Source organism: Salipiger sp. IMCC34102, from assembly GCF_004145405.1.
GTDB lineage: Bacteria > Pseudomonadota > Alphaproteobacteria > Rhodobacterales > Rhodobacteraceae > Loktanella.
Window position 1 is genome coordinate 569,390 of the sequence record NZ_SELQ01000002.1, and the last position, 16,121, is coordinate 585,510.

16 protein-coding genes are annotated in these 16,121 nt (G+C 66.7%); 12 read left to right on the plus strand and 4 right to left on the minus strand.

Annotated features, from left to right (window positions below; translation table 11 throughout):
• The gene (locus EU805_RS07110) at positions 1–1,953 is read right to left on the minus strand and encodes a 4Fe-4S binding protein (RefSeq protein WP_129763250.1); all 1,953 of its coding nucleotides are present in this window, start codon (positions 1,951–1,953) and stop codon (positions 1–3) included.
• Positions 1,954–2,154: 201 nt separating this feature from the next.
• On the opposite strand from EU805_RS07110, the gene EU805_RS07115 reads away from it, so the two are divergent.
• From EU805_RS07115 to typA, 12 genes are all read left to right on the plus strand, one after another.
• Positions 2,155–2,736 (plus strand): DUF3305 domain-containing protein, encoded by a 582-nt coding sequence (locus EU805_RS07115; protein WP_242494080.1) that lies wholly within the window; start codon positions 2,155–2,157, stop codon positions 2,734–2,736.
• A complete protein-coding gene (locus EU805_RS07120; RefSeq protein WP_129763251.1) occupies positions 2,733–3,305 on the plus strand; it encodes a DUF3306 domain-containing protein in 573 nt (190 codons plus the stop codon). The genes EU805_RS07115 and EU805_RS07120 overlap by 4 nt, the downstream gene beginning before the upstream one ends.
• Positions 3,302–3,889 carry a molecular chaperone gene (locus EU805_RS07125; RefSeq protein WP_129763252.1) on the plus strand — a complete coding sequence of 196 codons (588 nt, stop codon included), beginning with the start codon at positions 3,302–3,304 and terminating at the stop codon, positions 3,887–3,889. Before EU805_RS07120 ends, EU805_RS07125 begins: the two co-directional genes overlap by 4 nt.
• A 22-nt stretch (positions 3,890–3,911) precedes the next feature.
• Positions 3,912–4,109: a twin-arginine translocation signal domain-containing protein gene (locus EU805_RS07130; protein ID WP_129763253.1), complete on the plus strand. Its 198-nt coding sequence runs from the start codon at positions 3,912–3,914 to the stop codon at positions 4,107–4,109.
• A gap of 43 nt (positions 4,110–4,152) precedes the next feature.
• On the plus strand, positions 4,153–7,098 hold the full coding sequence (locus tag EU805_RS07135) for a formate dehydrogenase subunit alpha (RefSeq protein ID WP_129763254.1): 2,946 nt from the start codon (positions 4,153–4,155) through the stop codon (positions 7,096–7,098).
• 12 nt (positions 7,099–7,110) lie between these two features.
• Entirely contained in the window at positions 7,111–7,704 is a 594-nt protein-coding gene (gene fdh3B / locus EU805_RS07140) for a formate dehydrogenase FDH3 subunit beta (RefSeq protein WP_129763255.1), read from the plus strand.
• Between the two features lie 45 nt (positions 7,705–7,749).
• On the plus strand, positions 7,750–9,018 hold the full coding sequence (locus EU805_RS07145) for a formate dehydrogenase subunit gamma (protein ID WP_129763256.1): 1,269 nt from the start codon (positions 7,750–7,752) through the stop codon (positions 9,016–9,018).
• Positions 9,015–9,158 (plus strand): hypothetical protein, encoded by a 144-nt coding sequence (locus tag EU805_RS17405; RefSeq protein ID WP_165351902.1) that lies wholly within the window; start codon positions 9,015–9,017, stop codon positions 9,156–9,158. Before EU805_RS07145 ends, EU805_RS17405 begins: the two co-directional genes overlap by 4 nt.
• A 71-nt stretch (positions 9,159–9,229) precedes the next feature.
• Positions 9,230–10,438 carry an NADP-dependent isocitrate dehydrogenase gene (locus tag EU805_RS07150; protein WP_129763257.1) on the plus strand — a complete coding sequence of 403 codons (1,209 nt, stop codon included), beginning with the start codon at positions 9,230–9,232 and terminating at the stop codon, positions 10,436–10,438.
• An 87-nt stretch (positions 10,439–10,525) separates the two neighbouring features.
• Positions 10,526–11,128 (plus strand): YitT family protein, encoded by a 603-nt coding sequence (locus EU805_RS07155; protein WP_129763393.1) that lies wholly within the window; start codon positions 10,526–10,528, stop codon positions 11,126–11,128.
• A gap of 31 nt (positions 11,129–11,159) precedes the next feature.
• Positions 11,160–11,489 carry a multidrug efflux SMR transporter gene (locus tag EU805_RS07160; RefSeq protein WP_129763258.1) on the plus strand — a complete coding sequence of 110 codons (330 nt, stop codon included), beginning with the start codon at positions 11,160–11,162 and terminating at the stop codon, positions 11,487–11,489.
• Between the two features lie 61 nt (positions 11,490–11,550).
• Positions 11,551–13,371, plus strand: coding sequence for a translational GTPase TypA (gene typA, locus EU805_RS07165; RefSeq protein ID WP_129763259.1), 1,821 nt, complete (start codon positions 11,551–11,553; stop codon positions 13,369–13,371).
• An 81-nt stretch (positions 13,372–13,452) separates the two neighbouring features.
• On the opposite strand, the gene EU805_RS07170 is transcribed toward typA, so the two are convergent.
• The 3 genes from EU805_RS07170 to EU805_RS07180 form a co-directional block, all read right to left on the minus strand.
• The gene (locus EU805_RS07170) at positions 13,453–14,265 is read right to left on the minus strand and encodes a sulfite exporter TauE/SafE family protein (protein WP_129763260.1); all 813 of its coding nucleotides are present in this window, start codon (positions 14,263–14,265) and stop codon (positions 13,453–13,455) included.
• Positions 14,266–14,277: 12 nt separating this feature from the next.
• Positions 14,278–15,282, minus strand: a complete 1,005-nt coding sequence (gene dusA, locus EU805_RS07175; protein ID WP_129763261.1) for a tRNA dihydrouridine(20/20a) synthase DusA — start codon at positions 15,280–15,282, stop codon at positions 14,278–14,280.
• 76 nt (positions 15,283–15,358) lie between these two features.
• A complete protein-coding gene (locus EU805_RS07180) occupies positions 15,359–16,036 on the minus strand; it encodes a GntR family transcriptional regulator (RefSeq protein ID WP_165351903.1) in 678 nt (225 codons plus the stop codon).
• Between the last annotated feature and the right edge of the window lie 85 nt (positions 16,037–16,121).

The following is a 16,121-nucleotide window of genomic DNA, read 5'->3' on the forward strand; positions in this document are numbered from 1 at the left end:
TCAGTGATCCTTCCGGTTCGAGAAATAGTCTTCGCTGGTGCGCGGCTTCGGCCGTTCGCCCCCCGCGAAGGGGTTGTTCTGGCTGTGGTACTGCGCCCCCACGCGGCAGGTGTCGCACATCTGGATCATCCGCAAGGCATCGGGGTTCGGAAACATCGAATGCCCCTCGAGTTTCCGGGTGATCGCCTCGATCGTGGACTTCGTGCCGAAGAGCGTCCCGCAGGAAATGCAGGCGAAGGGTTCTTCCTCGTTGACGACCTTCTGTGTGAGCGCCGCATCCGTCAGATCCATGCGAGGCTTCAGCGTGATCGCGTCCTCGGGGCAGATGTTCGCGCACAACCCGCATTGCAGGCAGGCGTCCTCCTGGAAGCGCAGCTGCGGCAGGTCGGGATTGTCGCCGAGCGCGCCCGACGGGCAGAGCGAGACGCAGGACAGGCACAGCGTGCAGGCGTCCGTGTCCACCAGCACCGCCCCGTAGGGCGCGCCGGTCGGCAGGTCGATGACCTCCGCGCCGGGGTTCAACGTCTTGGCGGCGAGCCGCGCGACCTGCCGCCTGCGACCCATCTGCAAGGCGGGCGTCGCCACGACCGGACCGCGCGTGGCATCGTAGAGCGCGTCCGACAGTGCATCCGGATCGTTCAGGTCCAGAAGGCGCACCGCCTCGCGTCCCGCCAGCGCATTGGCAAGCGCGGTCTGGGCGATGGGCGCCTCGCGTTCGGTCCTGGGCGACAGCAGGATGTCCACGTCCGAAAACCCCGCGCCGAGCGCCGCGAGCGCCTCGGCATGACCGAAGGCGGCCAGGGCCGCGACCTCCAGCGGGATCGTATCGGCGGGCAGGCCCCGCCCGAAGCGCGCGGAAAGACGGATCATCTCCGCCCCGTGGTCGGCGTCATGGACCAGCAGGCGCGGGGCCGTGCCGCCGGCCTTGCGGTAGGTGGCGGCCAGCAGGTTGAGGCGGGCGAAGGTGTCCTCGGGCGGTGGCGCATCGAAGCTGATCGCCCCCGACGGGCAGACCGCCGAACAGGCCCCGCAGCCCGCGCAGATCGCCGGGTCGACGGCGACATGCTCTCCGTTCGGGGTGATCGCCCCGGTGGGACACAGGTCCAGGCAGTTGGTGCAGGCCACCTGCTCGGCCCGCGAATGGGCGCAGAGCGTGGTGTCGAGACGGACGTAGAGCGGTTTCTCGAAGCTGCCGACGAGGTGCGAGGCGGCAAGGACCGCTTCGGCCACGGCCCGAACGCTGCCGGGATCGGCGCGCAGGTAGCCGTCGCGCTTGGCGTCGGCGGCAAAGAGCGGCCCGGCCCCGCGCAGGTCCAGGATGATGTCGCAGGACGACAGCGCACCGTTTTGCGGCGACGTCATGTCGGGCGCGCCGCGTCCACCGGGGATCACCTGCCGCAAGGCGTCGAACCGCGTCTCGAAGCTGCCCAGGGATCCCGTCGCATGGGTCAACCGGCCAGTGACCACGTCGAAACCGCGGGGCGGCCGGTCGACCTCCCACCCCTCCGGCATCAGAAGCGTCACGCCCAGTATCGGGGCGAGGTCCTGCGCTGCCTGCACCGCGACCTCGCCCGCCCCGAGGACCAGGCAGGTGCCGGCACTCGTGATTTCCATCGCGCGGGCCTGCGGCTGCGCGCGGGCGCCCTCGGCCAGCAGTGCGGCCTGTTTCGCGAAGGCGGCGGCGTCCTCCGTCCAGCCCGCCCGGTCGCGCAGATCGACGAAGCCCGGCTGATCGGCGCCCAGGTCCTCGGCCAGTTCCGAGAAACGCGCGGCCTCCTGCTGACACGCGACCAGAATGTCGCCCTGCGCCAGGGCCGCCTCGACCGCGCCGATTTCCCGGTCGCACAGGCTCGTGTGACACGCCGAACAGGACAGGCCCGTCACCTCCGACAGGCTGTCGCCGTCGACGCGCTGGCTGCCGAGGCAGTCGCAGATCAGGACGTGATTGGGCATTGGGGCCTCCCCGGCAAGTCGGCTGTGAATAGCAACGAATGGCGGGTCTTCACAACCGCGATCGGGACACCGATCGCCCCGTCGTGATGCTGCGGTGCAGCGCAGCCCCCTGTCACAAGTCGTTCATCATGCGAAGCTTTTCCCTTGCCTGCCCCCCCACAAGCCTGACAATGATAGAATCATTCAAAGTTGCAGGATCCGATGTCAGCCACGCCCACCATGCGCCACGTGACGCCCGACCAGGAGACCACCCCGATGGGTGTCGTCCTGCGCCGCGCGCCGGGGGTGACGCGTTGGGCCGCGTGGGTCTGGACGGCATCCGACGTGCTGCCGGGGGCCGCCCCCGCGACCGACGCCGTCCTGCGCGAGGTCGATGGCGTCACCTATATCCACGCCGCCACCTGCCAGGTCGCGTTGCACGTCTCGGACACCGAAGCCTATGTCCACGAGTTGCAGACGCGGACACCGTCGCTTTACGTCATCATGCGCCGCACGGGCACGGACACCGCCGCGGCCCCCAAGGTGATCGCCGTGACCGCCTCCCCCTACGAGGCGCAGGATTACGCCGACAACGGCGAGGATATCGTCGAGCGGGTCGTCATGCCGCAAGCCGTGCAGACCTGGGTCGAAAGCTTCGTCGCCCGCCACCACGTGGAGACACCTTTCGTCAAACGCCGTCGCGACAAGCATCGCGACGACGGATCCAGCGGGCTGGGCGATGCCCGGATCGCGAAGGCCAGCGACGTCTTTCGCGCACCCACCCGGCACGAGGACGCGACATGAGCGAGGCCGCCTCCTTCTTCGCCCGCCGGCGGGCCGGCCTGCGCGCCGAGCGCGAGGCGGACGCCCGTGCCGCCGATGCGCATGCGGAAGAAGAGCTTGCCGCGGCCGCGACCGACGCGCAGGTCGAAGCGGTCCCCCTGCCCGATCTGCCGGACCCCGACACGATGACCGCGGGCGACGATTTCACGGCCTTCATGGCGAAAGCCGTGCCCAGCCATCTGCGAAACCGCGCCCTGCGGCAGCTTTGGCGGTCGAACCCGGTGCTGGCCTGCCTCGACGGGCTGAACGACTACGACGACGACTACCTCGCGATGTCGAAGGGACAGGGGCCGCTCAAGACCACCTACGAGGTGGGCAAGGGCCTCAAACGCCACCTGGACTACATCACGCGCGATCGGGTCGAGGCGGACACGCCGGAAGAGGTCGAGGCGGACTGTGCGCCGGAGCCGATCGAAGCCCTCCCGACAGAGCCGATCGCCTACGCCGCCCCCCCCGAACCCGAGGACGAGGGGGAGGTTCCCCCCGCCCCCCGTCGCATGCGGTTCCGCAGTGAAAGTGCTTCGACATGAGCGCCCTGGCCCCCGAAGACCGGCTGCGCGCCGATCTCTACAATTACCTGGGCGTCCTGCTGGCCGCGCCACCGGACCAGATGCTGCTGGACCAGACGGCCCAGCTGTCCGGCGACGACACCGCGTTGGGACGCGCGATCGACGATCTGGCGAAGGCCGCGCGGGGCACGAAGCCGCGGGACGTGGCGCGCGAATACAACGCGCTCTTCGTGGGTCTGGGGCGCGGTGAACTGCTGCCCTACGCCAGTTATTACCTGACTGGTTTTCTCAACGAAAAGCCCCTCGCGCGGCTCCGCGGCGATATGGCGCGGCTTCGAATCGCCCGCACCCCGAATACCTTCGAACCGGAGGACAATGCGGCCTCGCTTTTGGAGATGATGGGTGGCATGATCGTCGGACGCTTCGGAGAGGCGGTGCCGCTCGCGGCGCAGAAGGATTTCTTCGCCAAGCATCTCGGGCCCTGGATGGGACATTTCTTCGACGACCTGTCGAAGGCCAAGACGGCGAAACTCTACACCCATGTCGGCGCCGTCGGGGCGGCCTTCATGGACATCGAACGAGAGGCTTTCAGGCTCGCCGCCTGAGCCCAGCACGGGAGGACGCGATATGACCGACAGCACCGACAAAAAGGCCAGGGGCCGCAGGGACTTTCTGAAACTCGCGGGCACGGCTGCACCGGCGGCGCTCGCCAGCGTGGCGATGGGCGTGCCGGACCAGGCGGAGGCCCAGCCGGTGGATCCGTCCTCGACCACGATGCAGGATACCGAACATACCCGCGCCTACCTCGACAGCGCGCGCTTTTAACGAATTCACGGACGGCCCCGGCAGTGGGGCGAGGGAGGACATCATGCTTCGCAAAAAGACACAGACCCGCCGTCCCGGCATCCAGACCCCGCGGCAGGGCGGCACGCTTGACCGGCGCGGGTTCCTGCGCGGCTCGGGCCTGGCCATCGGCGGGCTTTCCGCCATCGCCGCGACCGGCGGGGCCGTGACGCAGGCCAAGGCCCAGACGGTGGCCAACGACGACATTCAGACGGTCAAGACGGTCTGCACCCACTGCTCGGTCGGCTGCACCGTCATGGCAGAGGTCCAGAACGGTGTCTGGATCGGCCAGGAGCCCGGCTTCGACAGCCCCTTCAACATGGGCGCCCACTGCGCCAAGGGTGCTGCCGTGCGCGAAAGCAGCCACGGCGACCGGCGTCTGAAGTATCCGATGAAGAAGGTCGGCGGCGAATGGCAGCGGATGAGCTGGGCCGACGCCATCAACGAGATCGGCGACGGCATGATGCGGATCCGCGAGGAATCCGGCCCGGATTCGGTCTACTGGCTGGGGTCCGCCAAGCACAACAACGAACAGGCCTACCTCTTCCGCAAGTTCGCGGCTTACTGGGGCACCAACAACGTCGACCACCAGGCGCGGATCTGCCACTCCACCACCGTGGCGGGTGTCGCGAACACCTGGGGCTACGGCGCCATGACCAACAGCTACAACGACATCGCGAATTCCCGCGCGATCTTCATCATCGGCGGCAACCCGGCCGAGGCCCACCCCGTCTCGCTTCTGCACGTGCTCAAGGCCAAGGAGCAGAACAACGCCCCGCTGATCGTCTGCGATCCGCGCTTCACCCGCACCGCGGCGCACGCCGACGAATACCTGCGGTTCCGTCCCGGAACCGACGTGGCGCTGGTCTGGGGCATCCTGTGGCACATCTTCGAGAACGGCTGGGAGGACGAGGAGTTCATCCGCACCCGCGTCTGGGGCATGGACGAGATCCGCACTGAAGTCGCCAACTGGACGCCCGAGGAAGTCGAGCGCGTCACCGGCGCCCCCGGCGCCCAGGTCGCGCGCATCGCCCGCACCCTGGCCGAGAACCGTCCCGGCACCGTGATCTGGTGCATGGGCGGCACCCAGCACACCAACGGCAACAACAACACCCGTGCGTACTGCATCCTGCAGCTGGCCCTGGGCAACATGGGCGTCGCCGGTGGCGGCACCAACATCTTCCGCGGCCATGACAACGTGCAGGGGGCGACCGACCTCGGTGTGCTGGCCGACACCCTGCCCGGCTACTACGGCCTGGCCGAGGGCGCATGGGCCCACTGGGCCCGCGTCTGGGGCGAGGATCTGGACTGGCTTAAGTCCCGCTTCAGCGAGGCGACCTTCGACGACACCTCGATGATGAACCTGACCGGCATCCCGGTCAGCCGCTGGATCGACGGCGTGCTCGAAGCGCCCGAGAACATCGACCAGCCCGCCAACACCCGGGCCATGGTGCTCTGGGGTCACGCGCCCAACAGCCAGACCCGCCAGAAGGAAATGGTGACGGCGATGGAGCAGCTCGACATGCTGGTCGTCGTCGACCCGCATCCCACCGTCACGGCGGTGATGCAGAACCGCCAGGACGGCGTCTGGCTGCTGCCCGCGACGACCCAGTTCGAAACCCGCGGTTCCGTCACCGCGTCGAACCGGTCGCTGCAATGGCGCGACCAGGTGGTCGAGCCGATCTTCGAAAGCCTGCCCGACCACGTCATCATGAAGCTCTTCGCGGACAAGTTCGGTTTCTCCGACCGGCTGTTCCGCAACATCGCCGTCGAAGGCGACGAGCCCAACATCGAGGACATCACCCGCGAGTTCAATCGCGGCATGTGGACCGTCGGCTACACCGCGCAAAGCCCGGAGCGGCTGAAGATGCACATGGCCAACCAGGCCACCTTCGACCGCAAGACCCTGCGCGCCAACGGCGGCCCGGCGGACGGTGACTTCTACGGCATGCCCTGGCCCGCCTGGGGCACGCCCGAGATGAACCACCCCGGCACCGCGAACCTCTACGATGTCTCGATGCCGGTGGCCGAAGGCGGACTGACCTTCCGTGCCCGCTTCGGCGTGGAGCGCGACGGCGAAAGCCTGCTGGCCGACGGTGTCTTCACCCCGGGTTCGGACATCGAGGACGGCTACCCCGAGTTCACCATGCAGATGCTGCGCGAACTGGGCTGGGACAGCGACCTGACCGAGGACGAGATGAAGGTCATCGAATGGGTCGCGGGCTTCCGCGAGCGCACCGATGGCGAGGTCGGGGAGACCACCTTCACCGGAGAGATCCCCTCGGACTTCCAAGGACGGACGGGGTCGGTGAACTGGAAGACCGACCTGTCGGGCGGTATCCAGCGCGTGGCCATCGCGCACGGCTGCGCCCCCTTCGGCAACGCCAAGGCCCGCGCCGTGGTCTGGACCTTTCCCGACCCGGTGCCGATCCACCGCGAACCGCTCTACACGCCGCGCCGCGACCTCGTCGCCGAGTTCCCGACCTACGACGACAAGAAGTTCTGGCGCGTGCCCACGATGTACAGCTCGATCCAGCAGGAGGATTACTCCGAAGGCTTCCCGATCGTGCTCACCTCGGGGCGTCTCGTGGAATACGAGGGCGGCGGCGACGAGACCCGGTCGAACAAGTGGCTGGCCGAATTGCAGCAGGAGATGTTCGTCGAGGTGAACCCGCGCGATGCCAACAATCTGGGTATCCAGGACGGCCAGCAGGTCTGGGTCGAAGGGCCCGAGCAGGGGCGCGTGCGCGTCTCCGCCATGGTGACCGAACGGGTCGGACCGGGGGTGGCCTTCATGCCCTTCCACTTCGGCGGGGTCCTCGAAGGCGAGGATCTGCGATCGCGCTACCCCGAGGGGGCGGACCCGATCGTGCTGGGTGAATCGACCAACACCGCACAGACCTATGGATACGACAGCGTCACGCAGATGCAGGAAACCAAGGCCACCCTTTGCCGAATCAGCGTAGCGTAAGGAGACAAGACTATGGGACGCGCTAAATTCCTTTGCGACGCCGAACGCTGCATCGAGTGCAACGCCTGCGTCACCGCCTGCAAGAACGAGCACGAGGTGCCCTGGGGCATCAACCGGCGCAAGGTCATCACCATCGGTGACGGCGAACCCGGGGAGCGGTCGATCTCGGTCGCCTGCATGCATTGCTCTGATGCGCCCTGCATGGCCGTCTGCCCGGTGGATTGCTTCTACCAGACCGACGACGGCGTGGTGCTGCACTCCAAGGACCTGTGCATCGGCTGCGGCTACTGCTTCTATGCCTGCCCCTTCGGCGCGCCGCAGTACCCGCAGGCCGGGAACTTCGGCAGCCGCGGCAAGATGGACAAATGCACCTTCTGCGCCGGCGGCCCCGAGGAGAACGGCAGCCAGGCCGAGTTCTCGAAATACGGCCGCAACCGGATCGCGGAAGGCAAGCTGCCGATCTGCGCCGAGATGTGCTCGACCAAGGCGCTGCTGGCGGGCGACGGCAACGTCGTCTCCGAGATCTACCGCGAGCGTGTCGTGGCCCGCGGGTTCGGGTCTGGCGCCTGGGGCTGGGGTACGGCCTACGAACAAAGAGAAGGCTGAGCCGGTGGCGGGGCTGCAGGCCCCGCGCCGTCAGGGGGGAAGACCATGCTGAGACCGATCGCCGCCGCCTTGCTGGCGCTTGCCCTGACCGGGCCCGCCGCTGCCCAATACGTCGATCCGGACGTTACCGCAGCCCCCATGGGCAGCGTGCCCGCCGTGCCGGAGACCGAGCGCGCCCCGGCGCTGACGCCGGACCAGGAGTCCACCCGCGCCAGCACCGGCGGGGCCCCGACGCTGACCGACATCCTGCGCCGACAGAAGGGCCTGCCCGTCGACGACAGCGACCGCCGAGCGGATACCGCGTTCCAGGACGATGACCTTGCCACGGGTGCGATGGGACCGCAGGGCAATTTCTCTGACGCGCAGATGTGGCGTGCCTTGCGCTACGATAGCGCCGACATCACCACCGTGAACAACGGGCCTGCCGCCACGACCGTGATCCAGGACGGCGGCATGACCTGGCTGAACTGGCGCAGCGGTCCCTTGCGGATCTTCGCGGGTATCGCCCTGCTTGGCTCGCTGGCCCTGCTGATCGCGTTCTACCTGTTCCGCGGGCGCATGCGGCTCGATCACCCGCCGACCGGGCGCCGGATCGTCCGGTTCGAAGCCTTCGAACGCTTCGGTCACTGGCTTCTGGCGACAAGCTTCATCATCCTTGCCGTGACCGGCTTGCTGTCGCTCTTCGGCCGGCTGTTCTTCATCCCGCTCTTCGGCAAGCAGGCCTTCGCGCCGGTCGCCGGGGCCGCGAAATGGACCCATGACAACATCAGCTGGGCCTTCATGATTTCTCTGGTGCTGATCTTCGTCTTCTGGGTCCGCAACAACCTGCCCGACCGCACCGACCTGACCTGGCTCAAGCGCGCGGGCGGCATGTTCGGCGGCGGCCACCCGCCCGCCAAGAAGTTCAACGCAGGCCAGAAGCTGATCTTCTGGGCGGTCATCGTCTTCGGCACCACGATCTCGCTTTCGGGTCTGTCGCTCCTGTTCCCGTTCGAGCTGAACCTCTTCGGCAAGACCTTCGGTTTCATCAACGACACCGGCATCCTGCAAGCGCTGAACCTGCCCGCACTGCCCGGCGATCTGTCGCCGCAGGCCGAGATGGCGCTCTCGCAGATCTGGCACGCGACCATGTCGATCATCCTGACCGCGATCATCTTCTTCCACATCTACCTCGGCACCGTCGGGATGGAGGGTGCTTTCGACGCCATGGGCAAGGGCGACGTGGACGAGGAATGGGCCCGCGAGCATCACAACCTGTGGCTTCAGAAGGTCGCCGCCGAAAAGCCCGAGAAGATCAAGGAGTACCGCGCGTGAAAAGCTTCATCGCCGCCGTCGTGGCCTGTGTCGCCATCACCGTGATCGCCAATGTCGTGCTCACCACGACCACGCCGCTCAGCGCCGAGGAGGCCTATACTGCGGGCAATCACGTCCGGGTGGGCGCGGTCTCCGACTAGGCGCGCTTCCCCCCCGGGGCGGGATGCGCTAACGGTTGGGTCATATCCAGACCCAGCCGGAGCCCCCTCCCATGTCCAAGATCAAGGTAGAGAACCCCATCGTCGAACTCGACGGGGATGAGATGACCCGCATCATGTGGGATTTCATCAAGACGAAACTGATCCTGCCCTACCTGGACGTGGACCTGCTCTACTACGACCTGGGGATGGAGTCGCGCGACGCGACGGACGACCAGATCACGATCGACGCGGCCAACAAGATCAAGGAGGTCGGCGTCGGCGTGAAATGCGCCACGATCACCCCCGACGAAGGCCGGGTGGAGGAGTTCGGGCTCAAGAAGATGTGGAAGTCGCCCAACGGCACGATCCGCAACATCCTGGGCGGCGTGGTCTTCCGCGAGCCGATCATCTGTCGCAACGTCCCCCGTCTCGTCCCCGGCTGGACGCAGCCGATCATCATCGGCCGCCACGCCTTCGGCGACCAGTACAAGGCCACGGACATGAAGTTCCCCGGCCCCGGCAAGCTGTCGATGAAGTTCGTGGGCGAGGACGGCACCGTGATGGAGGAGGAGGTCTATGACGCCCCCGCCTCCGGTGTCTACATGGGGATGTACAACCTCGACGGCAGCATCGAGGATTTCGCCCGTGCGTCGTTCAACTACGGCCTCAAGCGCGGCTACCCGGTCTACCTGTCGACCAAGAACACGATCCTCAAGACCTACGACGGTCAGTTCATGCAGACCTTCCAGCGGATCTACGATGCAGAGTTCAAGGACCAGTTCGAAGAGGCGAAGCTCTGGTACGAGCATCGCCTGATCGACGACATGGTGGCCAGTGCCATGAAGTGGTCCGGCGGCTACGTCTGGGCCTGCAAGAACTACGACGGCGACGTGCAGTCGGATACCGTGGCGCAAGGGTTCGGCTCGCTTGGCCTTATGACCTCGATTCTGATGACCCCCGACGGCAAGATTGTCGAATCGGAAGCTGCCCACGGCACCGTCACCCGTCATTACCGCAACCACCAGCAGGGCAAGGCGACCTCGACCAACTCCATCGCGTCGATCTTCGCCTGGACCGGGGGGCTGAAGCACCGCGCCAAACTCGACGGCAACGCCGAGCTCAAGACCTTCGCCGAAACGCTGGAGAAGGTCGTCGTCGACACCGTCGAAGGCGGCGAGATGACCAAGGACCTCGCGCTGCTGGTCGGTCCCGACAAAGGCTGGCTGACGACCGAAGGTTTCCTGGAAGCGATCGACCGGAACCTTCAGGCCGCTCTGTAGCCTAAAGATCGGGCAGTCATGGGGCCGCGCCGCAAGGTGCGGCCCTTTTGCGTGGACAGGTCAGAAAGCATGACGTATCGGGCAGGCATGACCCCGACCAACCGCCATTCCTTCCTCGAAGACCTGCAAGGCATGTCGCTTGGCGTCTTCTTCTGCGCCCTCGGCCTGTCGTTCCTAACGGCGCTCGGGCTGGTCACCGGACAGACCGCGGGCATCGCGGTCATCATCAGCTACCTGACGGGCTGGTCCTTCGGGCCGGTCTTCTTCGTCATCAACATCCCCTTCTACGTTCTGGCCTGGTATCGGCTGGGGTCCGCCTTCACCGTCAAGTCGCTGATCTCGGTCACGGCGCTGTCGGTCCTGACCGAGATCCTCCCCCAGCACCTTGTTTTCGCGGAGCTGTCCTATCCCCTGGGCGCCGTGGCCTTCGGCGCGCTGGTGGGCCTGGGGCTGCTCGCCCTCTTTCGCCACAACGGCAGTCTCGGCGGCCTCGGGGTGGTGGCGCTGCTCGTGCAGGACAGCACCGGGTTCAAGGCGGGATACGTGCAACTTGGCGTCGATGCGGTGATCTTCGCGATAGCCTTGCTCCTGTTTCCCGCCACCATCGTCGCGTGGTCCCTGCTGGGGGCCGTGGTGCTGAACCTGATCATCACCTTCAACCACCGACGCGACCGCTACATCGCCACGTGACACGGGCCGCGGCCCGCGCTACCTCCCGGGCATGCACTACCTCTGGCTCATCATCGCGATCGCCTTCGAGACCATTGGCACGATGGCCTTGCAGGCCAGTCAGCAATTCTCGCGCATAGGCCCGTCGGCACTGTGTGTCGTCACCTACGCCGCGTCCTTCTACTTCATGGCGCTGGCGCTGAAGGTCATGCCGGTGGGAATCGTCTACGCGATCTGGTCGGGCTTGGGTATTGTACTGATCGCGGGCTTCTCCTGGGTCGTCTTCGGACAGAAGCTGGACGGACCGGCGGTGGCTGGCATCTCCTTGATCATGGCGGGGATCGTGGTGATCCAGCTCTTCTCGGACGCCTCGCCACACTAGGGCCTAGCCAATCGGCCTGCGGCGCTGTATGGCGCGCGCAACCCGCACAAAGGCTGACCCAATGGACATTCGCAACATCGCGATCATCGCGCACGTCGACCACGGCAAGACCACGCTCGTGGACGAGCTTCTCAAGCAATCCGGCATCTACCGCGAGAACGAGGCGACGACCGAACGCGCAATGGACAGCAACGACATCGAGCGCGAGCGCGGGATCACGATCCTGGCCAAGTGCACGAGTGTCGAGTGGAAAGGCACGCGCATCAACATCGTCGACACCCCCGGCCACGCCGACTTCGGCGGCGAGGTCGAGCGGATTTTGTCGATGGTCGACGGCGTGGTCCTGCTGGTGGACGCCGCCGAAGGCCCGATGCCGCAGACGAAGTTCGTGACCTCCAAGGCGCTGGCGCTGGGGCTGAAGCCCATCGTTGTCGTCAACAAGGTCGACAAACCGGACGGCGAGCCCGACCAGGCGGTGGACAATGTCTTCGACCTCTTCGCCGCACTCGACGCCGACGACGAGCAGCTGGACTTCCCGGTCATGTATGCCTCCGGCCGGGCCGGCTGGGCGGACATGACGCTGGACGGCCCGCGCGAGAATCTCGACGCGCTCTTCGATCTGATCGTGGATCACGTGAAGGAGCCCAAGCAGATCACCCGCAAGGACGAGCCGTTCCAGATGCTGGCGACGACGCTGTCGGCCGATCCGTTCATCGGGCGCATCCTGACGGGCCGGGTCGAGGCGGGCACCCTGCGCGCGGGCGACACGATCAAGGCGCTCAGCCGCAAGGGCGACAAGATCGAGCAGTTCCGCGTTTCCAAGATCCTTGCGTTCCGCGGACTGGGCCAGCAGCCCATCGACGTGGCCGAGGCGGGCGACATCGTCACCGTGGCCGGCATGACCAAGGCGACCGTGGCCGATACGCTCTGCGATCTGTCCCTGGACATCCCGATCCCCGCGCAGCCCATCGACCCGCCGACCATCACCGTGGCCTTCGGCATCAACGATTCACCCCTCGCCGGCAAGGACGGCAAGAAGGTGCAATCCCGCGTCATCCGCGAGCGCCTGATGAAGGAGGCCGAGGTCAACGTCGCCATCAAGATCGCCGACACCCCCGGCGGCGACGCCTTCGAGGTCTCCGGCCGCGGCGAATTGCAGATGGGTGTGTTGATCGAGAACATGCGCCGCGAGGGCTTCGAGCTGAGCATCTCCCGCCCGCAGGTCATCTTCCGCGAGGAAGACGGCAAGCGCATGGAGCCGGTCGAGGAAGTCACCATCGATGTCGACGACGAATACACCGGCGCCGTGGTCGAGAAACTGACCGGCCCCCGCAAGGGCGACCTGATCGAGATGAAGCCCGCCGGGGCCGGCAAGACCCGCATCATCGCGCAGGTCCCCTCGCGCGGGTTGATCGGCTATCACGGCGAGTTCCTGACCGACACGCGCGGCTCGGGCGTGCTGAACCGCCTGTTCCACGGCTGGACCGAATACAAGGGTCCGATCCAGGGGCGCCGTCAGGGCGTGCTGATCTCGATGGAGAACGGCACCTCGGTGGCCTTCGCGCTGTGGAACCTCGAAGACCGCGGCAAGATGTTCATCGGCGCGCAGGAGCCGGTCTACACCGGCATGATCATCGGCGAGCACTCCCGCGACAACGACCTGGAAGTGAACCCGCTGAAGGGCAAGAAGCTGACCAACGTCCGCGCCTCCGGCACCGACGAGGCCGTGCGCCTGACCACCCCCGTCACCATGTCGCTGGAGCAGGCTATCGCCTATATCGACGACGACGAGCTGGTCGAGGTCACGCCGAACGCGATCCGGTTGCGCAAGCGGCACCTCGACCCGCACGAGCGCAAGCGCGCCTCCCGCGCGGCCTCCTGAGGCGCAGTCTCGGTTACGAAAAAACGCCCGGTCCTCGTGGACCGGGCGTTTCTCGTTTGCGGGGGCTGCGCGGACCGGGCTTCAGATGATCGCCTTGCGCAGCATGTTGAGAGCGACAAGGATCAGGAACACGCCGAAGACCCGCTTCAGGCGTGCCGGATCGGTCCGGTGGGCCAGCGATGCGCCAAGCGGTGCCGTGATCAGCGTCATGGCGATCACCAACCCGAAGGCCACGAGGTTGACCGATCCTACCGTGAACGGGGGCGCGAATTCCATCGGTGTCAGCAAGAAGCCCGCGACCGACGGCACCGCGATGAGAACGCCGAAGCCCGCCGCCGTGGCCACCGCGCGATGGATCGCCATACCGTAGAGCGTCATCACCGGCACGCCGAAGGATCCCCCGCCGATCCCCATCAGGACCGACAGGAACCCCACCAGCGGCGACAGCATCCAGCGCAAGGGGCCCGTGGGCATCCGGTCTCCCAGCGACCAGTGCGCCCGACCGAAGGTCATGTAGGTGCCCACGAAGATCGCGAGCCCGCCGAAGATGATCTGCAGGACCGCGGTGCGCAGTTGCGCCACCAGCAGGACCCCCAGGATCGCGCCGATCGCGATGCCCGGCGCCCAGCCCTTGAGCACGTCCCAGGCGACGGCGCCGCGCTTGTTGTGCGCCATGACCGACCGGATCGAGGTCACGATGATCGTCGCGAGTGACGTGGCAAGGCACAGGCGCATCAACTCGGGGCTGTCGAAGCCCAGCGCCGCGAATGTGTAGTAGAACCCTGGCACCAGGATGATCCCGCCGCCGACCCCCAGAAGGCCGGCCAGCACGCCGGCGAAGGCACCGATCGCCAACAGCACGGCACCCATCGTCAATAGCAACGTCATATCCATCGGGGGTCTCCTTCAGGCGGCAACCTGACCCAAGTGCGAGAGCGCGTCCAGCACCGTTTGCGACCCTGCCCCGTCCTTGGGCGCCTCGACCGACAGATGCCGCCGCCAGGCGCGGGCGCCGGGGCGGCCCTGGAACATCCCCAGCATGTGTCGGGTGATCTGGTGCAGCCGTCCACCGGCCGCCAGATGCGCATCGATGTAGGGTACCATCGCCTGCACGACCGCCTCCGCCGTGGTCGCGTGGTCGGTGCCGAAGATCCTGGCGTCGGCATCCAGCAGGATCGCGGTCGGCGTATGGTAGGCCGCCCGACCGATCATCACGCCATCCAGCCCGGCGTCCAGGAACGCCTGCGCCTGTTCCAGCGAACCGATCCCGCCGTTGACCGAGATATGCATGTCGGGGAACCTGTCCTTCATCGCCATCACGAGGTCGTAGTCCAGCGGCGGCACGTCCCGGTTCTCCTTCGGCGAAAGCCCTTGCAGCCAAGCCTTGCGCGCGTGGATCGTCACCCGCCTGACGCCGGCCCCCGCCAAGTGGTCCAGGAAATCCGGCAGGACCGCGTGCGGATCCTGTTCGTCGACGCCGATCCGGCATTTCACCGTCACGGGCACCTCTACGGCGTCCTGCATCGCGCGGACGCAATTCGCCACCTGGGACGCTCGCGTCATCAGGATCGCTCCGAAGGCGCCCGATTGCACCCGGTCGGACGGGCAGCCGCAGTTGAGGTTCACCTCGTCGTAGCCCGCCTGTGCCGCGATGGCGCTCGCCTCGGCCAGAAGCCCAGCGTCGGACCCGCCCAGTTGCACCGCAACCGGGTGCTCGACCGGATCGTGGGCCAGCAGGCGCGGCGCGTCGCCGTGGACCAGTGCCGCGGCGGTGACCATCTCGGTATAAAGCAAGGCCTCGCGCGACATGAGCCGATGAAGATAGCGACAGTGCCGGTCGGTCCAGTCCATCATCGGGGCGACGGACAGGCGGGCGGCTTGGTCAAGCTGGGTCTGCGTAAGTTTTGTCATGCCCGGCATGTAGAGGATGGCACCTCGATAATCCAGAATTGGGTGCGCGCGACCCCTCGGCGGTTGCCCCGTGCCCTTAGAAACAGTGACGGTGCGCCTCGCGGATGCCGGGAAGGACGCGCAGGATGTGGCCCAGGTGATCGCGCAGACGTGCGTCGGCGCTTGCGCGGTCGGAGGCCGCGACCGCGTCGCGGATGGCGCGGTGATCCGCCAGCACTTCGCTTCGCCGGGTCTTGGACAGCGACAGCCAGCGCACCCGGTCGGTCTGGGCCTTCTGACGCCGGATCACGTCCCAGACGTGGGCATGACCGGCGATCGTGCAGAGCAGTTCATGGAACTCCTCGTCCAGTGCATGAAACCGCGAGATCGCGTCCTCTCCCGACGCTTCGGCCTGGGCGGCGAGATTGGCGTCCAGGCGGGCCAGGTCGGCCGCCTCGACGCGCTCGCAGACACGGGCGAGGCATTCCGCCTCCAGCGCTGTGCGCACGAAGGTCGCATCCACCACCGCCTGTTCCGAGATCTGCGTCACACGCGTCGCGCGCTGTGGCCGCACCGTCAGGAAGTCGAGTTGCGAGAGCCTAAAGAAGGCATCGCGCACCGGCTGACGCGACAGATCGAACTGGCGCGCGACCTCTGCCTCGGACAGCTTGGTGCCCGGCGGCAGCTCCATCGTGATGATCGCGTTGTAGAGCGACGAAAAGACGCCATCCGTCGAGGTGGCGACAGGCATCGGCACGGCAGGTTCTTCAAACATCATGTCGATCCTTCTGCCCCGGGCCCGCGCAATTCGGCAAGCTTCGATTGACGTGCTGGATGAACTAGCATACTAGAATGTCAAG

Bases quoted from the DNA above. Each gene is read 5' to 3' on its own strand.
- EU805_RS07125 (WP_129763252.1), top strand. From the start codon at position 3,302: ATGAGCGCCCTGGCCCCCGAAGACCGGCTGCGCGCCGATCTCTACAAT.
- EU805_RS07110 (WP_129763250.1), bottom strand. From the start codon at position 1,953: ATGCCCAATCACGTCCTGATCTGCGACTGCCTCGGCAGCCAGCGCGTC.
- EU805_RS07155 (WP_129763393.1), top strand. From the start codon at position 10,526: ATGACCCCGACCAACCGCCATTCCTTCCTCGAAGACCTGCAAGGCATG.
- typA (WP_129763259.1), top strand. From the start codon at position 11,551: ATGGACATTCGCAACATCGCGATCATCGCGCACGTCGACCACGGCAAG.
- EU805_RS07160 (WP_129763258.1), top strand. From the start codon at position 11,160: ATGCACTACCTCTGGCTCATCATCGCGATCGCCTTCGAGACCATTGGC.
- EU805_RS07170 (WP_129763260.1), bottom strand. From the start codon at position 14,265: ATGGATATGACGTTGCTATTGACGATGGGTGCCGTGCTGTTGGCGATC.
- EU805_RS07120 (WP_129763251.1), top strand. From the start codon at position 2,733: ATGAGCGAGGCCGCCTCCTTCTTCGCCCGCCGGCGGGCCGGCCTGCGC.
- EU805_RS07130 (WP_129763253.1), top strand. From the start codon at position 3,912: ATGACCGACAGCACCGACAAAAAGGCCAGGGGCCGCAGGGACTTTCTG.
- dusA (WP_129763261.1), bottom strand. From the start codon at position 15,282: ATGACAAAACTTACGCAGACCCAGCTTGACCAAGCCGCCCGCCTGTCC.
- EU805_RS07180 (WP_165351903.1), bottom strand. From the start codon at position 16,036: ATGTTTGAAGAACCTGCCGTGCCGATGCCTGTCGCCACCTCGACGGAT.
- EU805_RS07135 (WP_129763254.1), top strand. From the start codon at position 4,153: ATGCTTCGCAAAAAGACACAGACCCGCCGTCCCGGCATCCAGACCCCG.
- EU805_RS07115 (WP_242494080.1), top strand. From the start codon at position 2,155: ATGTCAGCCACGCCCACCATGCGCCACGTGACGCCCGACCAGGAGACC.
- EU805_RS07150 (WP_129763257.1), top strand. From the start codon at position 9,230: ATGTCCAAGATCAAGGTAGAGAACCCCATCGTCGAACTCGACGGGGAT.
- fdh3B (WP_129763255.1), top strand. From the start codon at position 7,111: ATGGGACGCGCTAAATTCCTTTGCGACGCCGAACGCTGCATCGAGTGC.
- EU805_RS07145 (WP_129763256.1), top strand. From the start codon at position 7,750: ATGCTGAGACCGATCGCCGCCGCCTTGCTGGCGCTTGCCCTGACCGGG.